Source organism: Agromyces aerolatus (genome assembly GCF_031432255.1).
GTDB lineage: Bacteria > Actinomycetota > Actinomycetes > Actinomycetales > Microbacteriaceae > Agromyces.
On the sequence record NZ_JAVKGQ010000001.1, the window covers coordinates 392,655 to 413,525 of the forward strand.

Consider the following 20,871-nt stretch of genomic DNA (forward strand, 5'->3'; position numbering starts at 1 on the left):
GCCGCGACCGGGAGGCCGCTACTCCGCGAACGTGTGCCGGTACTCGCTCGGCGACGTGCCCAGGATGCGGTGGAAGTGCAACCGCAGGTTCGCGCCCGTGCCGAGCCCCACCCGGTCGGCGATCTGCTCGACGCCGAGATCGGACCGCTCGAGCAGCTCGCGCGCGAGATCGACCCGGGCCCGCAGCACCCACTGCATGGGCGTGTACCCGGTGTCCTCCACGAACCGCCTGGAGAACGTGCGCGTCGACACGTTCGCGTGCCGCGCGAGCGCGCTGACCGTGATCGGCCGGTCGAGCCGCGCGAGCGCCCACTCGCGCGTCGCGGCGAACACCGGCCCGAGCGACTCGGGCAGGCTTCGCGGCACATACTGCGCCTGACCGCCGCTCCGATAGGGGGCCGCGACGAGGCGCCGCGCGACGTGGTTCGACAGGCCGACGCCGTGGTCGCGGCGCACGAGGTGCAGGCACAGGTCGATCCCCGACGCCGCGCCCGCCGACGTCAGCACGCGCCCCTCGTCGACGAACAGCACGTTCTCGTCCACGTCGATGGCCGGATGCCTCGCCTGGAGCTGGCGCGTGTAGTGCCAGTGCGTCGTGGCGCGCAGACCATCGAGCAGACCCGTCGCGGCGAGCGCGAACGCCCCGGTCGAGATCGCCGCGAGCCGCGCACCGCGCGCGTGCGCCGCACGCAACGCGTCGACCACCTCTGACGGCGGGTCCTCCCGGTCGGGGTGCCGGTAGCCGGGCACGAAGATCGTCTCGGCCCACTCGAGCGCCTCGAGCCCGTCGCTCACGTGATACGCCAGCCCGTCGCCGCCCGTCACGGGCCCGGGCACGCGCCCGCACATGCGCACGACGTACGGCATGCTCTGCCGCGTCGTGAAGATCTGCGCCGGGATCCCGACGTCGAGCGGCTTCGCGCCCTCGAGCACGAGCACCGCGACGCGGTGATGGAGGCTCAGGGTCATGCCCGCCAGCCTGCCATGCCGGCAGCACCTGTGCGGTTGCCCTGAGGCTGCGGGACACACCCGTCAAGCCGTTGCCCGCACGGGGACGGCCGCCTTGACTGGACGGGACGACGGCGCTCCGGCGCGAAAGGGTGATGCGCGTGAGCGAGCAAGACCGGACCGCAGTGGAGCCGAGGTCGCGGTGGGCGGGCCCCACCGGCCCGATCTGGAGCGATCGGCTCGGCCGATGGAGCATCCGGGCCGTACAGCTGATCGTGCTCGCGGTCGCGGCCGGCGCCGCGATCTGGGCCCTGCTCCAGGTCACTCTCATCGTCATCCCGGTGCTCATCGCGATCATCCTGGCGTCCGCCGCGGCGCCGCTCATCGCCTGGCTGCGACGACACGGCGTACGGCCGATGCTCGCCGCATGGATCACCCTGCTCGGCGGCATCATCGTCTTCGGCGGCATCGTCACGCTCATCGTGCTCGCGGTCCGCAGCCAGTGGGGCGACCTGGCCGACTCCGCGGTGGCGGGGTTCCGGGACCTGCAGGGCTGGCTCGCGGGCCTCGACCTGCCGATCGACGCGGCGCAGCTGGACTCCATCGGAGACACCATCGTCGGCTTCCTCACGAGCGCGGAGTTCGGCGCCGGGGCGATCGCGGGCGTCTCGGCCGCGACCGAGTTCGTGACGGGCACGTTCCTCGTCCTGATCGTGCTGTTCTTCTTCCTCAAGGACGGCGACAAGATCTGGGCGTTCTTCATGCGGCCATTCACGGGCTCACGCCTCGAGCGCGGACGGCGCGTCGGCACGACCAGCGTGAAGGTGCTGGGCGGCTACGTGCGGGGCACCGCCATCGTCGCGTTCGTGGACGCGGCCGGCATCGGCATCGCACTGGCGATCCTGCAGGTGCCGCTCGCGCTCCCGCTCGCCGTCGTGGTCTTCCTCGGCGCGTTCATCCCGCTCGTCGGCGCGACCGTCGCCGGCATCCTCGCCGCGCTCGTCGCGCTCGTCGCCAACGGCCCGATCGTCGCCCTCATCGTCGTCGCGGTCGTGATCGCCGTGAACCAGCTCGAGGGCGATCTGCTGCAGCCCGTCGTCATGGCGCAGTCGCTCAAGCTGCACCCCCTCGTCATCCTCGTCGCCCTGACCGCCGGCACGATCCTCGGGGGCATCACCGGCGCGGTCCTCGCGGTGCCGATCGCGGCGGTCGGCTGGGCGATCATCAAGGTCTGGGATGCCCCGGACCCCACGCTCGACACACGAAAGCCGCTGCACTGGGGCAGACGCAAGGCACCGAAACCCGAGCCGGCCCCGGACCGAGCCCCCCAGCCCGCCGCCACCCCCGACTCGGATGACACCCCCACCGCCTGACCCTGACCCGCCGAGTGTTACCGAAGCGCGTCGACTGTGGCCGTTGCGTGCCCACACGCGGGGCGTTCCGGTAACACTCGGTGTTGTCCCAGGGCGGAAACGTGTCAAGCCCCGTGTGGTGTCGGGTGGTCGCGTCTTGGCTGGAGAGCCAGGAGACGAGACGAAAGACGAGGTGCGACATGAAGGCAGTGGTGTTCCGGGGCGCGTTCGACGTCCAGGTGGAAAGTGTCGAGGAGCCGAAGATCGAGGCGCCGCTCGACGCGATCGTGCGGATCACGACCGCGAACATCTGCGGGTCGGACCTGCATCCCTATGAAGGACGTGCGCCGATGGAGTCCGGCATGACCCTCGGCCACGAGAACATGGGCATCGTCGAGGAGGTCGGCCCAGGCGTCGAACGGATCCGGGTCGGCGACCGGGTGTCGGTGCCGTTCAACATCGCGTGCGGCACGTGTCGCAACTGCAACGAGGGGTACACGTCGGCATGCCTGCGGGCGAACCCGTCGGGCATGCCCGGCGCGGGGTACGGCTACCCGAACATGGGCCCGTACCAGGGCGGCCAGGCCGAGTACCTGCGGGTGCCGTGGGCCGACTTCAACCTGCTCGAGCTGCCGCAGGGCACCGAGCACGAGGCCGACTTCACGATGCTCTCCGACATCTTCCCGACCGGGTACCACGGCACCGAGCTCGCGCACGTGCGCCCCGGCAGCTCGGTCGTGATCTTCGGCGCCGGCCCCGTCGGGCTGATGGCCGCGCACAGCGCGGCGCTGCGCGGGGCCGCACGCGTCTTCGTGGTCGACAAGGAACGCGACCGTCTCGACCTCGCCGAGCAGTACGGGGCGACCACGATCGACTTCTCCACGACGTCCGTCGAGGACGCGATCATGGACGCGACCGACGGCAACGGCGTCGACTGCGGCGTCGAGGCCGTCGGATATCAGGCGCACGACGCGAGCGGCCAGGAGCACCCCGAGCTGGTGCTCGACGAACTCGTGAAGGTCGTGCGGGCGACCGGCGCGATCGGCGTCGTCGGCGTGTACGTCTCAGAGGATCCCGATGCCGCCGAGGAGGGCGCGAAGGAGGGGCGGTACGGCTTCAACTTCGGCGCCGCCTTCGAGAAGGGCCTGAAGATCGGCACCGGCCAGTGCCCCGTGAAACAGTACAACCGCGAGCTCCGAGACCTGATCATCCAGGGCAAGGCGAACCCCTCGCGCATCGTCTCGCACGAGGTGAGTCTCGACGAGGCCCCGAACGCCTACGACCAGTTCGACAAGCGCGTCGACGGCTGGACCAAGGTGCTGCTGCATCCCGCGGCGGCCTGACCGGCCGACGGTCGAGTCGGCGCGAACGCGGCGTATCGAGGCCCGGAGGGCCGGCCTCACGACCTGGTCACCGGGGTCTCGATACGCGGCTCGTTCCTCGCGCGCTACTCGACCGACGAAGTGGCTCGTTCCTCGCGCGCTACTCGACCGACGAAGTAGCTCGTTCCTCGCGCGCTACTCGACCGACGACGACGCGCGCTGCTTGACCGACGACGACGCGTCGAGGGCGGGGATCCAGACGCGCATGCGGGAGGGGCCGCGCTCGGCCCACTCGTGGTAGCGGGCCAGCGGCACCTCCTCTCGGGCGCCGGTGCGGCGGTCGGCGAGGGTGACGAGTACGGTGCCCACGGCGTCGCGGGGCGGGACGGCCGGGTCGACGCGACGAGACCGAGCCGGGCGTGCGACACCTTCCCGTGCGACTGGTGATCCGGGGGTCGACGATCGAGCGCCGCTGAGGCGCGCCGGTCAAGCCCCGTCCGTGGAACGCGGCTGAGTCATAGCTTGGTGGGATGAGCGAACCGACTCCCCCGCCGGCACCGCCGGCCGGGCAGCGGCGGCTGCCGCCCGTGCAACGCTGGGTGTTCTGGCCCGCCGCGGTGATCGTGATCGTCTTCGTCGCCTTCACGCTGATCGCCCCGAATGCGGCGGAGGCCCTGTTCGGCGCCGTGCAGACCGGCATCGTCAACGCGTTCAACTGGTACTACGTGCTCATCGCGGCCGTGTTCGTCGCGTTCGCACTGTTCCTCGGGTTCAGCCGCTTCGGAGACATCAAGCTCGGCAAGGACGACGACGAGCCCGAGTTCAGCCGCCTGTCGTGGTTCTCGCTGCTGTTCGCCGCTGGCATGGGCATCGGACTCGTGTTCTACGGGGTGAGCGAGCCGCTCAGCCACTTCGTGCACCCGCGACCGGGCGTGAGCGGAACCCCCGAACAACTCGCGCAGCTCTCGCTCAGCCAGACCTATCTGCACTGGGGCATCCACGCCTGGGCCATCTACGTCGTGATCGGCCTGGCCCTCGCGTACGCCATCCACCGGCGCAAGCGGCCGATCTCGATCAGGTGGACGCTCGAGCCGTTGCTCGGCAAGCGCGTCGAGGGCGGATGGGGTCATGCGATCGACGTCGTCGCCCTCGTCGGCACGCTGTTCGGCGTCGCGACGTCGCTCGGACTCGGCGTGCTCCAGATCAGCGCGGGACTCGAGGCCGCAGGCCTGTTCCGGCCTGACGAGCTCGGCCAGATCATCATCATCCTCGTGATCTCGCTCTGCGTGCTGGCCTCCGTGCTCTCGGGCGTCACGAAGGGGATGAAGTGGCTGTCGACGACGAACCTGATCCTCGCGGCGCTCCTGGTCCTCTACATCCTGGTGATGGGGCAGACCGAGTTCCTGCTGCGCGACTTCGTCCAGTCGATCGGCAACTACATCCAGAACTTCGTCGGGCTGTCGTTCAACGTCAGCGCCTTCCAGGGGACCGCCGGCGAAGAATGGCAGGCGGCCTGGACCTCGTTCTACTGGGGCTGGTGGATCTCCTGGGCGCCGTTCGTCGGCATCTTCATCGCGCGCGTCTCGAAAGGCCGGACGGTGCGCGAGTTCGTCGCGGGGGTCATCCTCGTTCCGACGCTGCTCGGCATCGTCTGGTTCAGCGTCCTCGGCGGCTCGGCACTCGCGATCGAGCTCACCGCACCCGGGACGCTCGTGAGCGCCGACGGCACCGTCGACGTCGAAGGCGCCTTGTTCGAGCTGTTCCGCCACATCCCGGGGACGCCGGTGCTCACGTTCGGCGCGCTCCTGCTGATCGCGGTGTTCTTCATCACCTCGGCCGACTCCGGCGCGCTCGTCATGGGCATGATCGCCACCGGAGGGCGACTCGATCCCGCCCGCTGGGTGCGCGCGTTCTTCGTCGCGATCACCGCGCTGCTCGCGATCGCGCTCCTCCTCACCGGCGGCCTCGACGCACTGCAGACCGCTGCGATCCTCATCGCGCTGCCGTTCAGCGTCGTCATGCTGCTCATCTGCGTCGCGACCTGGGTCGCGTTCGCGCGCGAACGCCGGGCGTACGCGCGCGCCGAACGGGCGAGGTTCCTCGACCACATCGGCGAGTACTACGGGCTCGAGGTCGAAGAGCCCTCGCAGCGCGGCGTGTTCGGCCGCGGGCCGAGATGGATGCGCGGCTTCCAGCGAAGGTTCGGGCCGCGGGGCGCGGCGGGGGTGCCGGGCAGCGGCCCGGGCACCGCAGGAGCGGCCGGCGCACTGCCGACGATCGACCTGCCGCGCGCGGCGAGCCCGGGTGCGCTCGCGGCCGAGTCGACGGGGGATCCCGAGGTCTCGGGCGCCGACGTCGACGAGCTGGTCGACCACGACGAGCTCTCCGACCTCGACGATCACGACATCCCCGAGCACGGCGAGGATACCCCCGGCACGGCCCCGCGCTGACGCGCCGGTGCCGTGCCGTGCCGTGCCCACCACCGAAGCCCGTTTCGAACGGGCGCGGATGGCGGGTGCGGGCGGGAGCGCACCCACCATCCGCGCCCGTTCGGGTGCGCTCGCGCGGGCCGCGCGGAGACGCGCAGAATGCGGATTCCCGCACGCGCTCCGTCGAAGCCGTGACGGTTCACGCGGTTGCCCGTAGGCTCGAACGATCGACGAGGGGGTGCGGATGAGCGGCGAACCTCCCAGCGGGGAGCCTCCCGTCTGGGGCGGCGGTGCGGTCGACGGGCCGGGGTGGTCCGCGCTCATGGCCTGGACCGGGCTCGTGCTCGGCGCGGTCGCCCTGCTGTTCGCGTTCGCCGCGCCGCTCGGCTCCCAGCCGAGCGGCATCGTGTGGGTCGCGGTGTTCGGCGCGATCGCGGTCTGGTTCGGCCTGTTCGGCAACCGACAGCTCCGGAACGCGGAGGGCGGTCATCGCCTCAGCGCGATCGTCGGGCTCATCGGCGCCCTGCTGGGGATACTCACGCTCGCCGTCATGGCGTACGCCTGGCTCGCGCTCATGCTCGGCGGGTGGCCGGTGCCGTCGGCCTGGGAGCTGCCCGTCGAGGCGCCGGCCCTGCCCGGCACGTCGACCTGATCCACCGCCGGCACGCCCCGTCGGGCACGCCCACCCACACCCCGCTCGAGTTTTCAGAGGGATGCGGGCGGGGGTCAGGCGAAGGCGGCGAGCGCGCGACCCACCGAGCCGCCGAGGTTCCACTCGGTCGCGAGTCGTTCGAGGCGCTCGCGGTGCTCGGGCGCGACCGGACGCCGCGTGGCATCCGGCACCGGCAGGTCGAGGTCGCGGACGACCTCGACGACGCGCGGCGCGACGTCGAGGTATCCGCTCGCCGCCGTGAGCTTGGCGCGCACCCCGGCCGACATGCCGGCCGCACCGCTCACCGCGGCCTCGCGGATGCCGTCGAGGTCGACGAACGCCTGCAGCAGACCGGCGGCGGTCTTCTCGCCGATGCCCGCGACCCCAGGCAGGCCGTCGGACGTGTCTCCCCGCATGGCCGCGAAGTCCGCGTACTGCGACGGCAGCACGCCGTACTTGCCGACGACCGTCGCATCGGTGACGAGCTCGAGCTTGCTCATGCCGCGCGCGGTGTAGATCACCCGCACCCCGGTCGCATCGTCGACGAGCTGGAACAGGTCTCGGTCACCGGTCACGACGTCGACGGGCACGGATGCCCCGGTCGCGAGCGTGCCGATGACGTCGTCGGCCTCGTGCTCGGCCGCACCGACGATGGGGATGCCGAGCAGTCCCAGCACCTCTCGGATGAGCGGGATCTGGCGTACCAGGCCGGGAGGCGTCTCCTCGACGTCCGGCCCGCCGTCGACCGCGCGCTCAACCCGGTGCCCCTTGTAGCCCGGGATCAGCTCGACCCGCCACGCCGGGCGCCAGTCGTCGTCCCAGCACGCGACGAGCTGCGTCGGTTCGAAGTCGGTGACGAGCTTCGCGATCATGTCGAGCAGCCCGCGCACGGCGTTGACGGGCGTGCCGTCGGCGCGCTTCAGCGAATCGGGCACGCCGTAGAACGCACGGAAGTACAGCGAGGCGGTGTCGAGGAGCATGAGTCGGTCGGCCACGTGCCGATCCTTCCATGCGCCACCCACTCGTGCACGCCCTCCGCGGGTCTACCGTTGGTCCATGGCGATCGCGACGTCCTTCCGTGCCGTGCGGCGGATGCCGCTGCTCCAGGTCGTCAAAGCCGTGGTCGCCACGATCGGCGCCTGGCTCGTCGCCGGGTGGCTGATCCCGACCCCACTGCCGGTGTTCGGGGCGATCGCCGCGCTGCTCGTGGTCCAGCCGAGCGTGAACCAGTCCTTCGGCAAGGCGATCGAGCGCAGCGTCGGCGTCATCCTCGGCGTCCTCGTCGCGACCGGGCTCGTGCTCCTCCTCGGATCGGCGAGCTGGGTCGTGCTCATCGCCATCGCCGCGGCCCTGCTGATCGCCTGGGCGCTCCGGATGACGCCCGGCACCGCGAACCAGGTCGCGATCAGCGCCATGCTCGTGCTCGCCCTCGGCGGAACGACGCCCGACTACGCGCTCGACCGGGTCATCGAGACCTTCATCGGCGCCGTCATCGGCATCGTCGTGAACGCGCTCGTCGTGCCGCCGGTCGCGATCGCGCCGGCACGCCGCGACCTCGCCCTGCTCGGCGGCGAGCTGGCGGCCTCGCTCGACCGGCTCGCGACCGCGCTCACCACCGCCCAGTCGCCGGCGGCGCTCCAGGAGCTCCTGCTCGAAGCCCGGCTCATGCGCCCCATGCGCGACGCGGCCGACGCGTCGATCGCGACCGGCGAGGAGTCGCTCACCCTCAACCCACGGCGCTCCAGGCACCGCGACGAGCTGCGCGAGATGCGCATCCTCCTCGACCGGCTCACCCCCATCGTCACGCAGGTGGTCGGGATGACCCGCGCGGTGTTCGACCACTACGACCCGTCGCTCGCCGAGGAGCCGACGGTCCCCGCGATCGCCGAGCAGCTGCGCCGCGCCGGCCACGACGTCCGTCTCGCGGTGCACCTGGCCGACGTCGACCCCCAGCCGCCGACCTCGGCCGTGCCGGCCCTCACGTCGCCGCTCATCGTCGCACCCCCTCGCACGGACCACTGGATCGTCATCGGCTCGCTCATGGAGGACCTGCGCCGCATCCGCCACGAACTGCTCGACGCCCCGGAGCCGCCCGACGAGCCCCGCCGCGACTGAGCCCGCCACCCGCCGGTCGAGGAGCGAAGCCCACCCGCTGGGTCTCGATACGCTCGCTGGAGCGTAGCTCACTCGACCAACGAGCGGTGCCCCGCTGGTCGAGTAGCGAAGCGTATCGAGACCCGTCACCGGGTCTCGATACGCTCGCTGGCGCTCGCTGGCGCTCGCTACTCGACCAACGCGGGGATCAGCTCCTCGCGGAGCGGCGACGGGCGACGAGCAGGAACGCCGCACCCATGAAGAGTGGGAGCAGCAGCGCGGCCACGATCGGCGCGACCGGCAGTCCGGTCATGGGCAGGCGCGCCTGCCCATCGCGGTCAGCGGATGCCTCGCCCGCGGTCCGAACGTCGCCGGGCGTCGCTCCCCCGCCCGCCGGGCCTCCCGTGCCGGGGCGCGGGCCCGGATCGACCGGGCCGGGGCCAGGTCCAGGGCCGGGGCCAGGTCCAGGACCAGGGCCGGGAGCGGGTCCGGGCTCGCCGTCGGGGCCGACGACCTCGTACGTGAAGACGTCCACGGTCTCATGGCCCGCGTAGTCGCGCGCCGTCGTGGTCACGCTGAACACGCCCGGCTCGTCGGTCGGGATCGCCGTCATCTGACCCAGCTCCGACTCGCAGAGCTCGACCCCGGATCCCTCGTCCGTGCAGGAGTACCCCCAGACGACGCCGTCGCCGACCTCGTACTCGCGACCGTGCGGGGCCGCGCCCGAGGCATCCGGCACGAGGCTCTCGGGCTGTAGATCGCCGTAGGCGATCTCGGGTGCCGTCAGATCGATCCGCAGGTCGATCCGGATCGGCTCGCTCGCGCCGCCGGCGTCCTCGGCCCAGTAGTACAGGGTCGTGTCGCCCTCGGCGCTCACCGTCACCTCACCCGAGCCTTCGGCCGAGCCGGTGCCGGTCTGGGCGCCATCGAGCTCCCAGTGCACGGTCTCGGCGCCGCTGCCCTCGATGCCCCGGATGGACACCGTGACCGGATCCCTGTGCCACTCGTGCTCGTTGGCCTCGGCCGAGAGCTCGGCGATCGCACCGAGCTGCGGCGCGGGGTCGTCGTCGAGCACGGTGTACTCGGCCCGCACGACGGTGTCGTTGCCCGCACGGTCGACCGCGTTCACCGACAACTCGTACGTGCCCGGCGTGTCCGTCGGCAGGGCCGCACCGTACGGCGTGGAGCCGACGCACGTGAGGATCTGCGAGTGATCGTCGCCGCAGGTGTACCGGGCGGGCAGGTGCGCACCGACCGGAACCTCGACGCCGTCGACGGACGGGTCGATGCGCACGCTCGGCGGCACCCGGTCGAGCTGGATCAGCCGCGTCCGCACCGACGTGAGGTTGCCCGCGTGGTCCGCGGCGCGATACTCGATCTGCGTCTGCCCGTCGACCGTGACCGGAACCTGGGCCTCGTTGCCGGCGACACGCGTCCAGTCCACACTCGTGCGGTACTCGACCCACGCAACGCCCGAGCCGGGGTCACTCGCCGTGATCGTCGCCGTGACATCGCGGCGGAACCATCCGCGCGCGTTCGACGCCGCGGGCTCGGTCGTGACCACGAGGGTCGGCGGCGTCACGTCACCCCCGGCGACGACCTCGAGCGTGCCCGATGACCTCGTCTCGAGACCCGCGTTGTTCACGGCCCACAGGTGGTACTGCAGGGTGCCCTCGACGTCCGTCGGCAGCACCCCGCCCGGCGGGACGACCGGCCCATCGACGATGTCGAGCATGCAGAGGTCGATTCCGGAGTGCGGATCCCCGCAGGAGAACTCGGCCGTCGCGGCCTCGCCGACGCCGACGGTGCCCTCAGCAAGCACTCCCGACGGGGCGACCTCGGGCGCACTCCGATCGAGCCGGACGGTCGTGACGACCGGCTCGGACACGTTGTGCAGCCGGTCCCACGCCCACGCCTTGACCTCGTTCACGCCGTCGGCGGTCACCGGGATCCTGACGAAGTCGGCGTTGTCGGCCGACCGGGGCCCGTCGCCGACCTGGTGCCAGAGCACGAAGATCCCCGACGGGTCCTCGGCGGTCACCTCGACCGAGACGGGCTGCGTGAACCAGCCCCCCGGCCCCGGGTTCGCGGGGTCGGTGACCGCGGTCAGGACCGGCGGCTCGCCGTCGGTGCCGACCACGCGCGCCCAGTTGACGTCGGAGTGCTCGACCCCGTCGACGGTGGCGCGCACGACGACCGTGTAATAGCCCGGGCGCAGGGTGGCGGACGCCCACCGGTGCCGGTCCGACCCGGCCGTCGCGGTGAAAGGCTGGTACAGGCCGTTGTCGCCGGTGAGCACACCGGTGACCTCGGCGTCGTGAATGAACCCCGCATCGTTCCGGAGATTCACCTCGACGGCGACCTGCTGAGCCGCGGTCGAGGTCGCGAGGGTCATCGTGACCGCACCGGCACGGTGGAAGGTGAACTCGTAGCTCGCGTTCACCGCACGCTCGGTGCCGTTCCGGATCTCGAGATGCCAGCGCCCGGTCGCCTCGTAGCTCTGGGGATAGGCGAACAGGTTCTTGTACTCCCGCTCGGCGCCCGTCCACCCCTGCGCGCTCCCGTCCGGCCGGACGAGCCGCGCGTCGACGCCGACGGGCGCGACCACGACGGCCCGCACACCCGACGCCTCCACCACGTCGAGCGGGATCACCCGGGTCTGCCCCGGTGCGATGCCGTCGGCGACCAGGTCGGCGGCCGCACCCGCCGGTTGAGGAGCGAACGACGAAGGAGCATGCGTATCGAGACCGGGTGACACCGTCTCGAGGTCGGGTTGCGGGGCCTCGATACGCTCGCTGGCGCTCGCTACTCGACCAACGGTGGGCGCCGGTCCGGGTTCGACCGGCGCATCGGTCTCGATGGGGGCACCCGTCTCCACCGGAGCACCCGTCTCCACCGGAGCATCCGCCTCCACCGGAGCATCCGCCTCCACCGGAGCACCCGTCTCCACCGGAGCATCCGCTTCGACCGGGGCATCCGTCTCCACCGGAGCATCCGTGTCCACCGGGGCATCCGCTTCGACCGGGGCATCCGCTTCGATCGCGGTCTCGGTCTCGACCGGGGCGTCCGCGGGCGCAGGCTCGCTGCCGAAGGCGGCGGCCGAGACGCCGAGGCCGAGGGGAGCCGCGACGAGCGCGCTCACCGCGATGGTGAGGGCGCGACGGCCCCAGACGCTCATGATCGGGCGCGTCATTCGAGCCCCTCCTGCAGCGCGAACGCGATGACGAAGCCGCCGTCGCTCTCCCTGATCTGGAACGCGACCTCGGCGCCCTGACCGTCGAGCGACTCGTAGCCCGTGCCGTTCTCCTCGCCGCTCACGCGGAACCGCTCGTACGAGGCGGGCAGCACCGACTCGTAGTGGGCGAGCACCTCGTCGATGCCGGCGGTCGCCGCGTATGACGCGGTCTCGACCGAGCCGCCGCCGCCCGTCACGCAGAGGGTCGAGCCGGCGGGCGGCTCGGGCCAGTCAGCGGGGCGGGCCTCGACGTCGGCGAGGTCCGCCGGGACGACCGCGCCCACGAACGCCGCAGCGCATTCCTCGGGCACGCCGAGGGCTTCGCGGTCCTCGATCGCGTCGTCGAGCGCGCCGTCCTCGGCGTACGTGTCGGCCTCCTCGATGCCGGCCGGGTCGACGCCGGCGTCTCCGCCGGTGCATCCGGCGAGCGCGAACGCCACGGCGACGCCGGCGACCAGGGCCAGCCGGGAGCGTGCCCGGGTCGCGCGTGCTCGGCTCGTGCGTGTGCCGGTCATCGGAGCACCTCGGGGTCCGTGATCCGGCTGCGCCCGATCGCGAGCCATACGCCGAGCACGACGAGCCACATCTGCATGAGCGTGCCGGGGATGCCGGGGACGCCCATCGCGAACATGACGCCGCTCACGAACAGCCCGGTCAGCGCGCTGACCGTGCCGAGGATGCGCGAGACGATGCGCTCCACGAAGGCCATCCACGCGACCGCGAAGGCCGAGACGAGCACGCCGAACCACGGCAGGTAGGCGCCGAAGTCGGTGAGCATGTAGTAGACGAACAGCCCGTCCTCGCCGTAGAGGCCGGACTCCGGCCCCAGGTAGTTCGCGAGGGCACCCTTCCAGCCGTAGCCGAGCACGGCCGCACCGGCGGTCACGAGCAGGCCGCCCGAGAACACCCGCGCTCCGGCGGAGCTGAAGTGGCGCTCGACGCGGCTGCGCCAGAGACCCTGGAAGATCAGCAGCGCGAACACGGCACCGAGGCCCGCCATCCAGCCGAGCCGGCCGGCGACGACGTCGAGCGTGAACACGTCGGCGGCGGTGACCGCGTAGTCCTCGCCCGCGAGCCAGGCCTCGGTCTCGGCCGGCGGCCGGACGTCGAAGACGAGCGTGCCTGCGGCGCCGAGCGCGCCGGCGACGACCGCCCAGAGCGGCCACGCCGTGAAGCGGAACCCGCGGCGCGAGCGCGTCGGGCCTGTCGCCGCGCCGGGCGCGGGTGCGCCGGGCGCCGGTGCGCTCAGCGATTCGGGTGTGCTGGACATGGGATTCGCTTTCGTTCGAAGGGCGCAGCCACGAAGCTGCGGGAGCCGCACGTCGCGGCACCCTCCGAGACTCGACGGCCCGACGGCCCGGGCCACAGGTGCGAATGTCCTGAACCGGCCCGGTGCAGCCCCGGGACGCGCAGGTGGGTCGGCTGCCCGAAGTGTGTTGGAGTGCCGAAAGTGGGTCGGCCGCCCGAAGTGTGTCGGCCGCCCGAAGTGGGTCGGCCGCCCGAAGTGGGTCGGCCGCCCGAAGTGTGTCGGCCGCCCGAAGTGTGTAGGCCGCCCGAAGTGTGTAGGCCGCCCGAAGTGTGTTGGAGTACCGAAAGTGTGATGGAGGCTCGCCGTGCAGGGGCTCCGACACACTTTCGGCACTCCAACACACGCGGCGCGGCGCGGCGCGGCGCGGCGCGGCGCGCGGCGCGCGGATCAGCCGGTGGCGGTGCGCGACGCGCCGAAACCCGCCTCGCGGGCGATCACGATGAGCGCACTGCGGTCGGGCGCGCCGAGCTTCGTGATGATGCCGTACACGTAATTGCGCACGGTCTTGTTCGTGAGCACGAGCGTGCGCGCGATCGACCCGTTGTCGAGCCCGCGGGCGACGAGGTCGAGCACCTCGGACTCACGGTCGGTGAGCTCCGGGAACGGTTTCGGGGACTGATCGGGGGTCGAGCCGGCCAGGAACGCCATCGCGCGCTGCGCGACATCCGCACCGAAGAGCACCTCGCCGTCGGCGACGGCGTGGATGGCGCGCTCGACCTCGCGCGGCGAGGCGATCTTCAGGAGGTACCCGCGCGCGCCAGCGCGCATCGCGGCGAACAGCGAATGGTCGTCGCCCAGCATGGTGAGGACGAGGACGGCGACCGACGGATGCCTCCGCACGACCGATTTCGTCGCGTCGATGCCCGAACCGCCGCCGAGATCGAGGTCCATGAGGACGACGTCCGGCTCGGTCGCGTCGACGACGTCGATCGCCTCGTCGACGGTCGCTGCATCGCCAACGACCTGCACATGCTCGAGCGTGTCGAGCAACGAGATGATGCCCCTCCGGAAGAGCGGGTGGTCGTCGACGACCACGACCGTGATGCTGCGCTCCTGCGGCATGCGGACCTCCCCGACTCGGCTCACCCTATCCAGTCCGATCATTCCTGTCCCGGTGTCCCGGCGCGCCAGTGCACCATGTCCTCGACCTCGGCGGCCGGGTGCGCCGGTCGTGCCGGGATCCGGGCACGGACGAGCGTCCCCCGCGCGGGACGTTCGATCACCAGGGTGCCGCCCTGCTCCTCCGCACGCTCACGCATCGAGGCGAGGCCGACGCCGGGGCGCACCGCCCCGGGCAGGCCCCGGCCGTCGTCGACGACGACGACCTCCGCGACGGCGCCGAGGCGGGCGTCGTCGAGCCGGGCGATCGCGACGTCGATGCGGGTCGCCCCCGAATGCCGGACCGCATTGGCGAGCGCCTCCGCGGCGATGAAGTACAGCGCATCCTGCACCGCGGCCGGCAGCGCCGGCACCGGCTCGACCTCGGCGACCACCCGCAGCTCGTCCGAGTCGAACCGCCGCGCGAGCTCGTCGATCGCCTCGGCGAGCGTGGCGCCGTCGAGCGGCGAGGGCGTCACCTCCCCGGCGAGGTCGCGCACATCGCGGGCCCGGCGCGCGAGGTCGTCGGCGAGCTCGTCCAGCAGTGCGCCAGCCCGCACGGGCTGCGCCGGCAGCAGGTTCTCGACCGCGGCGAGCCCGAACCCGATGCCGGCCAGCGCCGGGCCCAGCCCGTCGTGCAGCTCGCGCCGCAGCGCGCGCCGCTCCCCCGCGCGCCGGGCGACGAGGTCGCCACGCGCGCGCTCGAGCACGAGGTTCGACTCCACGAGCTGCACCGCGGCGGCGACGAGCCCCGCCACGTCGTCCAGCACCGCGAGCGTCCGCCGATCGAACCGCTGGCCCTCGAGCGGGCGCACGACGAGCTCACCCACCCGGTGCCCGCGGCTCATGAGCGGCACGACCACCGGCACGCCCGACGCCGTGCCCGCGACCTCGACGATCTCGGAGGACGCCGACCGCACCTCGACCGAGCCGAGACGCAGCACCCGGCGCAACGCATCGCTCAGCTCCCTGAGCCCGGCCGGGCCCGGCTCGAGCTCGCCGATGCGGTCGCCCAGCCGGGTGAGGAGCACCGCGGGCTCGGCGCCGTCGCCGTAGATCAGCCGATCGATCCGCCGTTGCAGCCAGCGCCGGATCGGCTGGACCGCGACCGCGATCAGGATGGGTGCGACGAGCCAGGCGCCCTCGGCGCCCGGCAGGAGTCGCGGCACCGCGAGCACCACCACGAGGTAGAGGATGACGCCGCTGATCGACAGCAGCGACCACAGGATGACGCGGCTGACCACGAACTCGACGCCCCAGAGCCGCTGCCCGAGCACGACCACGAGGATCGCAGCGGGGTACAGCACCTGGCCGAGCACCGGCGCCACGAGGCCGAAATCGACGATCCAGGCCGGGAGCGACAACCCCTCGGGCAGCACGAGGCCGAGGTAGGACGCCGTGAGGAACACGTGCCCGAGCGTGAGCCATGCGAGTCCGACCCGATCGCGGCCCGCGGCCGTCGCCCACCGCGCCACGAGCACCCCGCACGACACGAGTGAGATGCCGACCGCCGCGAACGAGAGCGCCGTGTAGAGACCAGGGAGTGCGGCCTGGTACGCGGCATCGTCGATCGCGAACGGGTTGCGCGGCTCGGGCACGCTCTGCTGGGTCAGGCTGGCGAAGAACGCGGCGAACGCGACCACGCCGCACACGACGACGAGCGCGAGCTGCCAGCGCGGCACCCGACGCCTGGTGACGAGCAGCGGCAGTGCGGCGGTCATGAACGTGCCGGGCACGAAGCCCCAGCCGGCCGCGAACGCCGCGAGCCCCCAGAGCGGCAACCCGTCGACCTCGGCACCGAGCAGCCCGTACTGCACGCCGAAGGCGGCGATCCCGGAGCCCACGGCGTGGATCGCGAGGATCACGCCGACGGGGTGCGGCCGCCGGGCGAGGATGAGGGCCGCGACCGGGCCGTAGATGAGCGCGACGGTGACCCCGATGTCGTCGAAGCTCGCGCGCATCGCGAGCGGCGCCTGCGACAGGAAGACGCCCGGCAACGGCGCGGTGGGCAACGCCGCGACCCACGCGATCACGAGCGAGGCGAGTGCGAGCATCCACGAGACCGCCCAGACGGCGATCGCGATCCCGCGCCGGACCGGGCTCGGCCGCGTCGTGCCGTGCACCGCGGTCATCGGCGCACCGTGATCTCGATGACGTGCCCGTGCGCATCGGCCGCGGCCGCGACGACCCCGCCCACGTCGAGCGCGCGCCTGGTCGTCGCGTCGAGCAGCGCGCGCCACGCGGCCACCGTCGGCCGGGCGCCGACGGCGCGCAGCCGGGCGGTCGCACGGGCGTCGTCCATCCCGACGTGCACGTCGATCCGGTGCACCCCCGCCTCGCGCCGGAGACGCGACACGGCCTCGGCGAGCGCGAGGTAGAGCGCGATCTGCACGCCCGCGTCGAGCACATCGGTGCCGCCCGAGTGCACGTCGACGTCGAGGCCGTCGCCGCTGAAGCGCTGCGCGAGCTCGCGCAGCGCGCCGTCGAGGTCGCCCGCGTCGAGCGCCGCGGGCAGCATGGTGCGGGCGAGCCGGCGGACGTCCTCGGTCCGGACCGCGACCTGCTCGCGCAGCTCGGCGATCGACGCCTCGGCGGCCGGGTCTCCGGTCTCGATGAGCCGGCTCGCCGCGGCCATCCCGAACCCGATGCCCGCGAGCGCGGGCGCGAGCTCATCGTGCAGCTCCCGGTGGAGCATCCGCCGCTCCTCCCGGCGCACGCCCAGCGTGCGCCGCCGAGTGGCCGCGACCTCCTGGTTGACGCTCGCGAGGAGCACGGCGACCGCGATCAGTCCCGCGAGGTCTTCGAGGACGGGGCGCACCCGGTGCTCGAGCACCGTCTCGTCGTCGCTCGTGAGCTCGATCGTGCCGACGGGCCGCCCGCCGGCCCGCAGCTCGGTCGCGAGCCGGGCCGCACCGGTGCGGCCCACCGCGACCGGGTCGGCATCCGCTGCCGGAGCGATCGTCACGGACGAGAGCTGCCAGGTCACCAGCAGCGACTCGGCGATGCCCCGGATGCCCGTGTCGTCGCCCGCGACCGCGAGCCGTTCGCCGAGCCGGCCGAGCACCTGACGCGCGTCCGCCCCGGGGCCGAAGTACAGCAGCGCGGTGCGCCGGCGGACGAACCGGCTGACGGCGCTGAACGACAGCGCGAGCGCGCCCGCGGCGAACGCCCCGGCGACCGCCTCCGGCATCCCGAGCAGCACCGCCGCCTCGTTCACGACCAGGTAGAGGCTCACCGCGAGCGCGAGCGACTGCACCCACACGATTCCGCCGGCCAGCCGGCGATCCGACGCGATCTCGCGCCCGCCGAGGAGCACCGCGAGGATCGCGGTCGGCAGCAGGCCCTGCGCGAGCACGAACGCCGCATCGGCGACGACCGCGGCCATGGGCGGCAGCGGGGCCACGACGCGCACATAGCTCAGGATCAACAGCACCGCACCGACCGCGAGCCACGTGAGCGCCTGGCGCTCGCGATCGGTGCCGCTGCGCCACTCGCCGGCGAGCGCGATCGCCGCGGCGATGAAGCTCGCGAGCGCGGCGAGGAGCGGGAGGAGGTCGATCCAGGCGGTCGGCGGCACACCGCCGAACCAGAGCACCCATGTCACGCACTCGCCGACGATGGCCACGAGCCCGAACGCGACGCCCGAGGTCCGGAGCCGGCCCCGCGTGCGGAGCAGCAGCCACGGCAGGATCGCGAGCGCCGCGAGCTCGGGCTGCCGGGCGAGGAACGCGAACCAGCGCACCACGCCGTCGATCTCCGGGCGGGTGCCGGGCAGCTCGCCGACGATCACGGCCAGGGCGAACCACGCGCTCGTGACCGCGAGCGCGCCCGTGATGATCGCGACCGCCGCGCGACGACGCGTGAGCGCGATCGCCGCGACCGGCGCGTAGACCACCGCGGTGATCAGGAGGCGGAGCGTGCCCGACCACTCGATCGACGCGATCGCCGAGACGGCGACCATCGCCGCGAGCGGGATCCACGCGAGCGCGACGATCGAGAGCCCGGCGAGCAGCAACGGGCGCCGCGCAGCCCGCGCGGCGCCCGCCGGACCCCCGGGTGCGCTCACAGGCTCAGTATTGCGAGTCGGTGCGGCTCAGCGACAGAGGCGGATGTCCCGGCCGAGGCCTGTCCCCGCCGCGACGCACTTGTCCAGGTCGGACCCAATAGAATTCGGCGAGAGAGAAAGGGAGGACCCATGCACGCAGTGGATCCTCTCGTGCGGAACAACGTCCGGGTCACCGGCACTCCGAACGGGCCGGTCATCGTCTTCGCGCACGCCTTCGGCGGCTCAGGAGAGTCATGGCGCTTCGTCGCGCCCGCATTCGAACCCGACCACACCGTCGTCGTGTTCGACCACGTCGGGGTCGGCGGGTCGGACCGCACGGTCTACGAACGCGCGAAATACGACTCGCTGCACGGCTACGCCGACGACGTCATCGAGCTCATCGAGGCCCTCGGCCTCGGCGAGGTGACCTTCGTCGGCCACTCGGTCAGCGCCATGATCGGCATGCTCGCCGCGAACCAGCGACCCGAGCTGTTCGCCCGGCTCGTCATGGTGGGCCCGTCGCCCCGGTACCTCGACGACGACGGGTACTCCGGCGGGTTCACGAGGGACGCCGTCGACGAGCTGCTCGACTCGCTCGAGTTCAACTATCCGGCCGCAGTCACCTCCCTCTCGACCGTGCTCATGGGGTACCCGGAGCGTCCCGAGCTCACGGCCGAGCTCGCCGAGTCCATCACGGCGGCCGATCCCGGCATCGCCGCCGAGTTCGCCCGGGCGACCTTCCTCTCCGACCACCGGCGCGACCTCGCCGACGTCACGGTCCCCACGGTGATCCTCCAGTCGACGGTCGACAACATCGCGGCGCCCGAGGTCGGGCGCTACGTGCACGAGCACATCGCGGGCAGCCGGCTCATCGAGATGTCCGCGCGCGGCCACATCCCCAACCTCTCCGATCCGGCGGAGCTCATCGAACGCATCCGGGAGTCGCTCGCGTGATCAAGATCGACGCCGTGCCCTGCGGACTGCTCCTCACCGACGCCGACGACGTCGTCACGAGGGTCAATGCGACGTTCCTCGAATGGACCGGCCACCAGCACGCCGACGTCGTCGGCACCGCCTTCCACGACCTGCTCGACGCCGGAAGCCAGGCCTACTACGGCACCTGGTTCGGCGATCAGGTCCGCGCGCAGTCCGAGCTGCGCGCGATCTCGCTGCGCCTCACGCGCGCCGACGGCACGAGCATGCCGATCCTCGTGAACGCCACCGTCGGGGTCGCCGACGACGGCACCGAAGAGGTCCGGCTCGCGGTCTTCGACGGCACCAGCCGCGAAGAGTTCGAACGGGAGATGCTGAACGCCAAGCGCGAGGCCGAGGCATCCGCTTCGAGCGTCCGGATCCTGCAGGAAGCCGCGACCCGATTCCTCGCCGCACGCACCGAGGACCAGGTCGCCATGGTCCTGGCCGAGGTCACCCGCGCGGGGCTCGCCGCGTCGGACGCGGCCGTGGTCGCCTACGAGCCCGACGGCTCGAGCTACCGGATGCTCAACGGCGAGCACCTGCGCGACCTGCTGCGAGCCGTTCGCGCCTCACGCCCCGAAGGCCCCCGCGCGCTGCGGCCGGACGAGATGGTCGTGATCCCCGACCTCGAAGAGGCGTTCTCGAGGTCCGATGAGCTCGGCGAGCTGCTGCGGGCGCAACGCGCGGCCGCATTCTCAGCCATCGCGATCACCGACGGCGACGAGCTGCTCGGCGCGGTCGCCTGCCTGTATGGGCGCCCCCGCGAATTCGGCGAGAACGAGGTCGAGCTGCATCGGGCCCTCGCGAAGCAGGCCGGTCTCGCGTTCTCCCACGTCTGGCTCCAGGGCCGGATGCGCGAGCTCGCCTCCGTCGACCAGCTCACCCAGGTGGCGACCCGCGTGGCGATCGACGAGATCGCCGAGAACGCGTTCGCCGCGGCCAAGGATACGGACAGCCACCTGTCGCTGATCTTCCTCGACCTCGACGGGTTCAAGGCGATCAACGATCGGTTCGGCCACCGCATGGGCGACCGCGTGCTCGCGGTCTCCGCCAAGCGCATCCGGGACTCGGTCCGCGCGGAGGACCGCATCGGCCGCTTCGGGGGCGACGAGTTCCTGATCGTGTGCGAGCACACCGACGGTGCCGGCGCGCTCATCATCGCCGAACGGATCGCCTCAGCGGTCCGCGAGTCCATCGAAGGCCTGCCCGCCGGCTTCCACGTCACGGCGTCGATCGGCATCGCGACCCATCGGCCGGGCGAGACGCGGTACACCTCGGCCGAGGCCATGACCGGCGGTGCCGACTTCGCGATGTACGCCTCGAAGCGCAATGGCCGTGACCAGATCGCGCTCGACACCGCCGCGGAGCCCGCGCCCGCGAGCTGAGCGGAGTTCACCGGCGCGTCAGACGCC

General features: G+C 72.3%; 16 protein-coding genes. 7 read left to right on the top strand and 9 right to left on the bottom strand.

The window, feature by feature from the left end; all coding sequences use genetic code 11:
• Positions 1-18: 18 nt before the first annotated feature.
• A complete protein-coding gene (locus RH864_RS01855; RefSeq protein WP_310515790.1) occupies positions 19-969 on the bottom strand; it encodes a GlxA family transcriptional regulator in 951 nt (316 codons plus the stop codon).
• 134 nt (positions 970-1,103) lie between these two features.
• Between RH864_RS01855 and RH864_RS01860 the strand changes: the two genes are divergently transcribed.
• Both RH864_RS01860 and RH864_RS01865 read left to right on the top strand, forming a co-directional pair.
• A complete protein-coding gene (locus RH864_RS01860; protein ID WP_310515791.1) occupies positions 1,104-2,321 on the top strand; it encodes an AI-2E family transporter in 1,218 nt (405 codons plus the stop codon).
• 179 nt (positions 2,322-2,500) lie between these two features.
• Positions 2,501-3,643: a glutathione-independent formaldehyde dehydrogenase gene (locus RH864_RS01865; RefSeq protein ID WP_310515792.1), complete on the top strand. Its 1,143-nt coding sequence runs from the start codon at positions 2,501-2,503 to the stop codon at positions 3,641-3,643.
• A 174-nt stretch (positions 3,644-3,817) separates the two neighbouring features.
• On the opposite strand, the gene RH864_RS01870 is transcribed toward RH864_RS01865, so the two are convergent.
• On the bottom strand, positions 3,818-3,991 hold the full coding sequence (locus tag RH864_RS01870; protein WP_310515793.1) for a hypothetical protein: 174 nt from the start codon (positions 3,989-3,991) through the stop codon (positions 3,818-3,820).
• A gap of 161 nt (positions 3,992-4,152) precedes the next feature.
• Between RH864_RS01870 and RH864_RS01875 the strand changes: the two genes are divergently transcribed.
• Together RH864_RS01875 and RH864_RS01880 are read left to right on the top strand one after the other, a co-directional pair.
• Positions 4,153-6,072 (top strand): BCCT family transporter, encoded by a 1,920-nt coding sequence (locus tag RH864_RS01875; protein ID WP_310515794.1) that lies wholly within the window; start codon positions 4,153-4,155, stop codon positions 6,070-6,072.
• A gap of 223 nt (positions 6,073-6,295) precedes the next feature.
• Positions 6,296-6,703 (top strand): hypothetical protein, encoded by a 408-nt coding sequence (locus RH864_RS01880; protein WP_310515795.1) that lies wholly within the window; start codon positions 6,296-6,298, stop codon positions 6,701-6,703.
• Positions 6,704-6,777: 74 nt separating this feature from the next.
• Here RH864_RS01880 and RH864_RS01885 read toward each other — a convergent pair whose 3' ends face one another.
• Positions 6,778-7,698, bottom strand: coding sequence for a 5'-3' exonuclease (locus tag RH864_RS01885; protein ID WP_310515796.1), 921 nt, complete (start codon positions 7,696-7,698; stop codon positions 6,778-6,780).
• 61 nt (positions 7,699-7,759) lie between these two features.
• Here RH864_RS01885 and RH864_RS01890 point away from each other — a divergent pair, with 61 nt between their 5' ends.
• Positions 7,760-8,818 carry an FUSC family protein gene (locus tag RH864_RS01890; protein ID WP_310515797.1) on the top strand — a complete coding sequence of 353 codons (1,059 nt, stop codon included), beginning with the start codon at positions 7,760-7,762 and terminating at the stop codon, positions 8,816-8,818.
• A 187-nt stretch (positions 8,819-9,005) separates the two neighbouring features.
• On the opposite strand, the gene RH864_RS01895 is transcribed toward RH864_RS01890, so the two are convergent.
• From RH864_RS01895 to RH864_RS01920, 6 genes are all read right to left on the bottom strand, one after another.
• Entirely contained in the window at positions 9,006-11,990 is a 2,985-nt protein-coding gene (locus tag RH864_RS01895; protein WP_310515798.1) for an OmpL47-type beta-barrel domain-containing protein, read from the bottom strand.
• The gene (locus RH864_RS01900; protein WP_310515799.1) at positions 11,987-12,547 is read right to left on the bottom strand and encodes a hypothetical protein; all 561 of its coding nucleotides are present in this window, start codon (positions 12,545-12,547) and stop codon (positions 11,987-11,989) included. The genes RH864_RS01895 and RH864_RS01900 overlap by 4 nt, the downstream gene beginning before the upstream one ends.
• On the bottom strand, positions 12,544-13,302 hold the full coding sequence (locus tag RH864_RS01905) for a hypothetical protein (RefSeq protein ID WP_310515800.1): 759 nt from the start codon (positions 13,300-13,302) through the stop codon (positions 12,544-12,546). The genes RH864_RS01900 and RH864_RS01905 overlap by 4 nt, the downstream gene beginning before the upstream one ends.
• 426 nt (positions 13,303-13,728) lie before the next feature.
• Positions 13,729-14,403, bottom strand: coding sequence for a response regulator transcription factor (locus tag RH864_RS01910; protein ID WP_310515801.1), 675 nt, complete (start codon positions 14,401-14,403; stop codon positions 13,729-13,731).
• A 38-nt stretch (positions 14,404-14,441) separates the two neighbouring features.
• A complete protein-coding gene (locus RH864_RS01915; protein ID WP_310515802.1) occupies positions 14,442-16,571 on the bottom strand; it encodes a sensor histidine kinase in 2,130 nt (709 codons plus the stop codon).
• Positions 16,568-18,505, bottom strand: a complete 1,938-nt coding sequence (locus RH864_RS01920; protein WP_310515803.1) for a sensor histidine kinase — start codon at positions 18,503-18,505, stop codon at positions 16,568-16,570. The genes RH864_RS01915 and RH864_RS01920 overlap by 4 nt, the downstream gene beginning before the upstream one ends.
• A 129-nt stretch (positions 18,506-18,634) precedes the next feature.
• On the opposite strand from RH864_RS01920, the gene RH864_RS01925 reads away from it, so the two are divergent.
• Together RH864_RS01925 and RH864_RS01930 are read left to right on the top strand one after the other, a co-directional pair.
• The gene (locus RH864_RS01925; protein ID WP_310515804.1) at positions 18,635-19,438 is read left to right on the top strand and encodes an alpha/beta fold hydrolase; all 804 of its coding nucleotides are present in this window, start codon (positions 18,635-18,637) and stop codon (positions 19,436-19,438) included.
• A complete protein-coding gene (locus tag RH864_RS01930; protein WP_310515805.1) occupies positions 19,435-20,844 on the top strand; it encodes a sensor domain-containing diguanylate cyclase in 1,410 nt (469 codons plus the stop codon). The genes RH864_RS01925 and RH864_RS01930 overlap by 4 nt, the downstream gene beginning before the upstream one ends.
• Positions 20,845-20,871: the final 27 nt, after the last annotated feature.

What these genes read in the sequence shown, in the direction of transcription:
- RH864_RS01855 (WP_310515790.1), bottom strand. Translation starts at nt 969, where the DNA reads ATGACCCTGAGCCTCCATCACCGCGTCGCGGTGCTCGTGCTCGAGGGC.
- RH864_RS01860 (WP_310515791.1), top strand. Translation starts at nt 1,104, where the DNA reads ATGCGCGTGAGCGAGCAAGACCGGACCGCAGTGGAGCCGAGGTCGCGG.
- RH864_RS01865 (WP_310515792.1), top strand. Translation starts at nt 2,501, where the DNA reads ATGAAGGCAGTGGTGTTCCGGGGCGCGTTCGACGTCCAGGTGGAAAGT.
- RH864_RS01875 (WP_310515794.1), top strand. Translation starts at nt 4,153, where the DNA reads ATGAGCGAACCGACTCCCCCGCCGGCACCGCCGGCCGGGCAGCGGCGG.
- RH864_RS01880 (WP_310515795.1), top strand. Translation starts at nt 6,296, where the DNA reads ATGAGCGGCGAACCTCCCAGCGGGGAGCCTCCCGTCTGGGGCGGCGGT.
- RH864_RS01890 (WP_310515797.1), top strand. Translation starts at nt 7,760, where the DNA reads ATGGCGATCGCGACGTCCTTCCGTGCCGTGCGGCGGATGCCGCTGCTC.
- RH864_RS01895 (WP_310515798.1), bottom strand. Translation starts at nt 11,990, where the DNA reads ATGACGCGCCCGATCATGAGCGTCTGGGGCCGTCGCGCCCTCACCATC.
- RH864_RS01900 (WP_310515799.1), bottom strand. Translation starts at nt 12,547, where the DNA reads ATGACCGGCACACGCACGAGCCGAGCACGCGCGACCCGGGCACGCTCC.
- RH864_RS01905 (WP_310515800.1), bottom strand. Translation starts at nt 13,302, where the DNA reads ATGTCCAGCACACCCGAATCGCTGAGCGCACCGGCGCCCGGCGCACCC.
- RH864_RS01910 (WP_310515801.1), bottom strand. Translation starts at nt 14,403, where the DNA reads ATGCCGCAGGAGCGCAGCATCACGGTCGTGGTCGTCGACGACCACCCG.
- RH864_RS01915 (WP_310515802.1), bottom strand. Translation starts at nt 16,571, where the DNA reads ATGACCGCGGTGCACGGCACGACGCGGCCGAGCCCGGTCCGGCGCGGG.
- RH864_RS01925 (WP_310515804.1), top strand. Translation starts at nt 18,635, where the DNA reads ATGCACGCAGTGGATCCTCTCGTGCGGAACAACGTCCGGGTCACCGGC.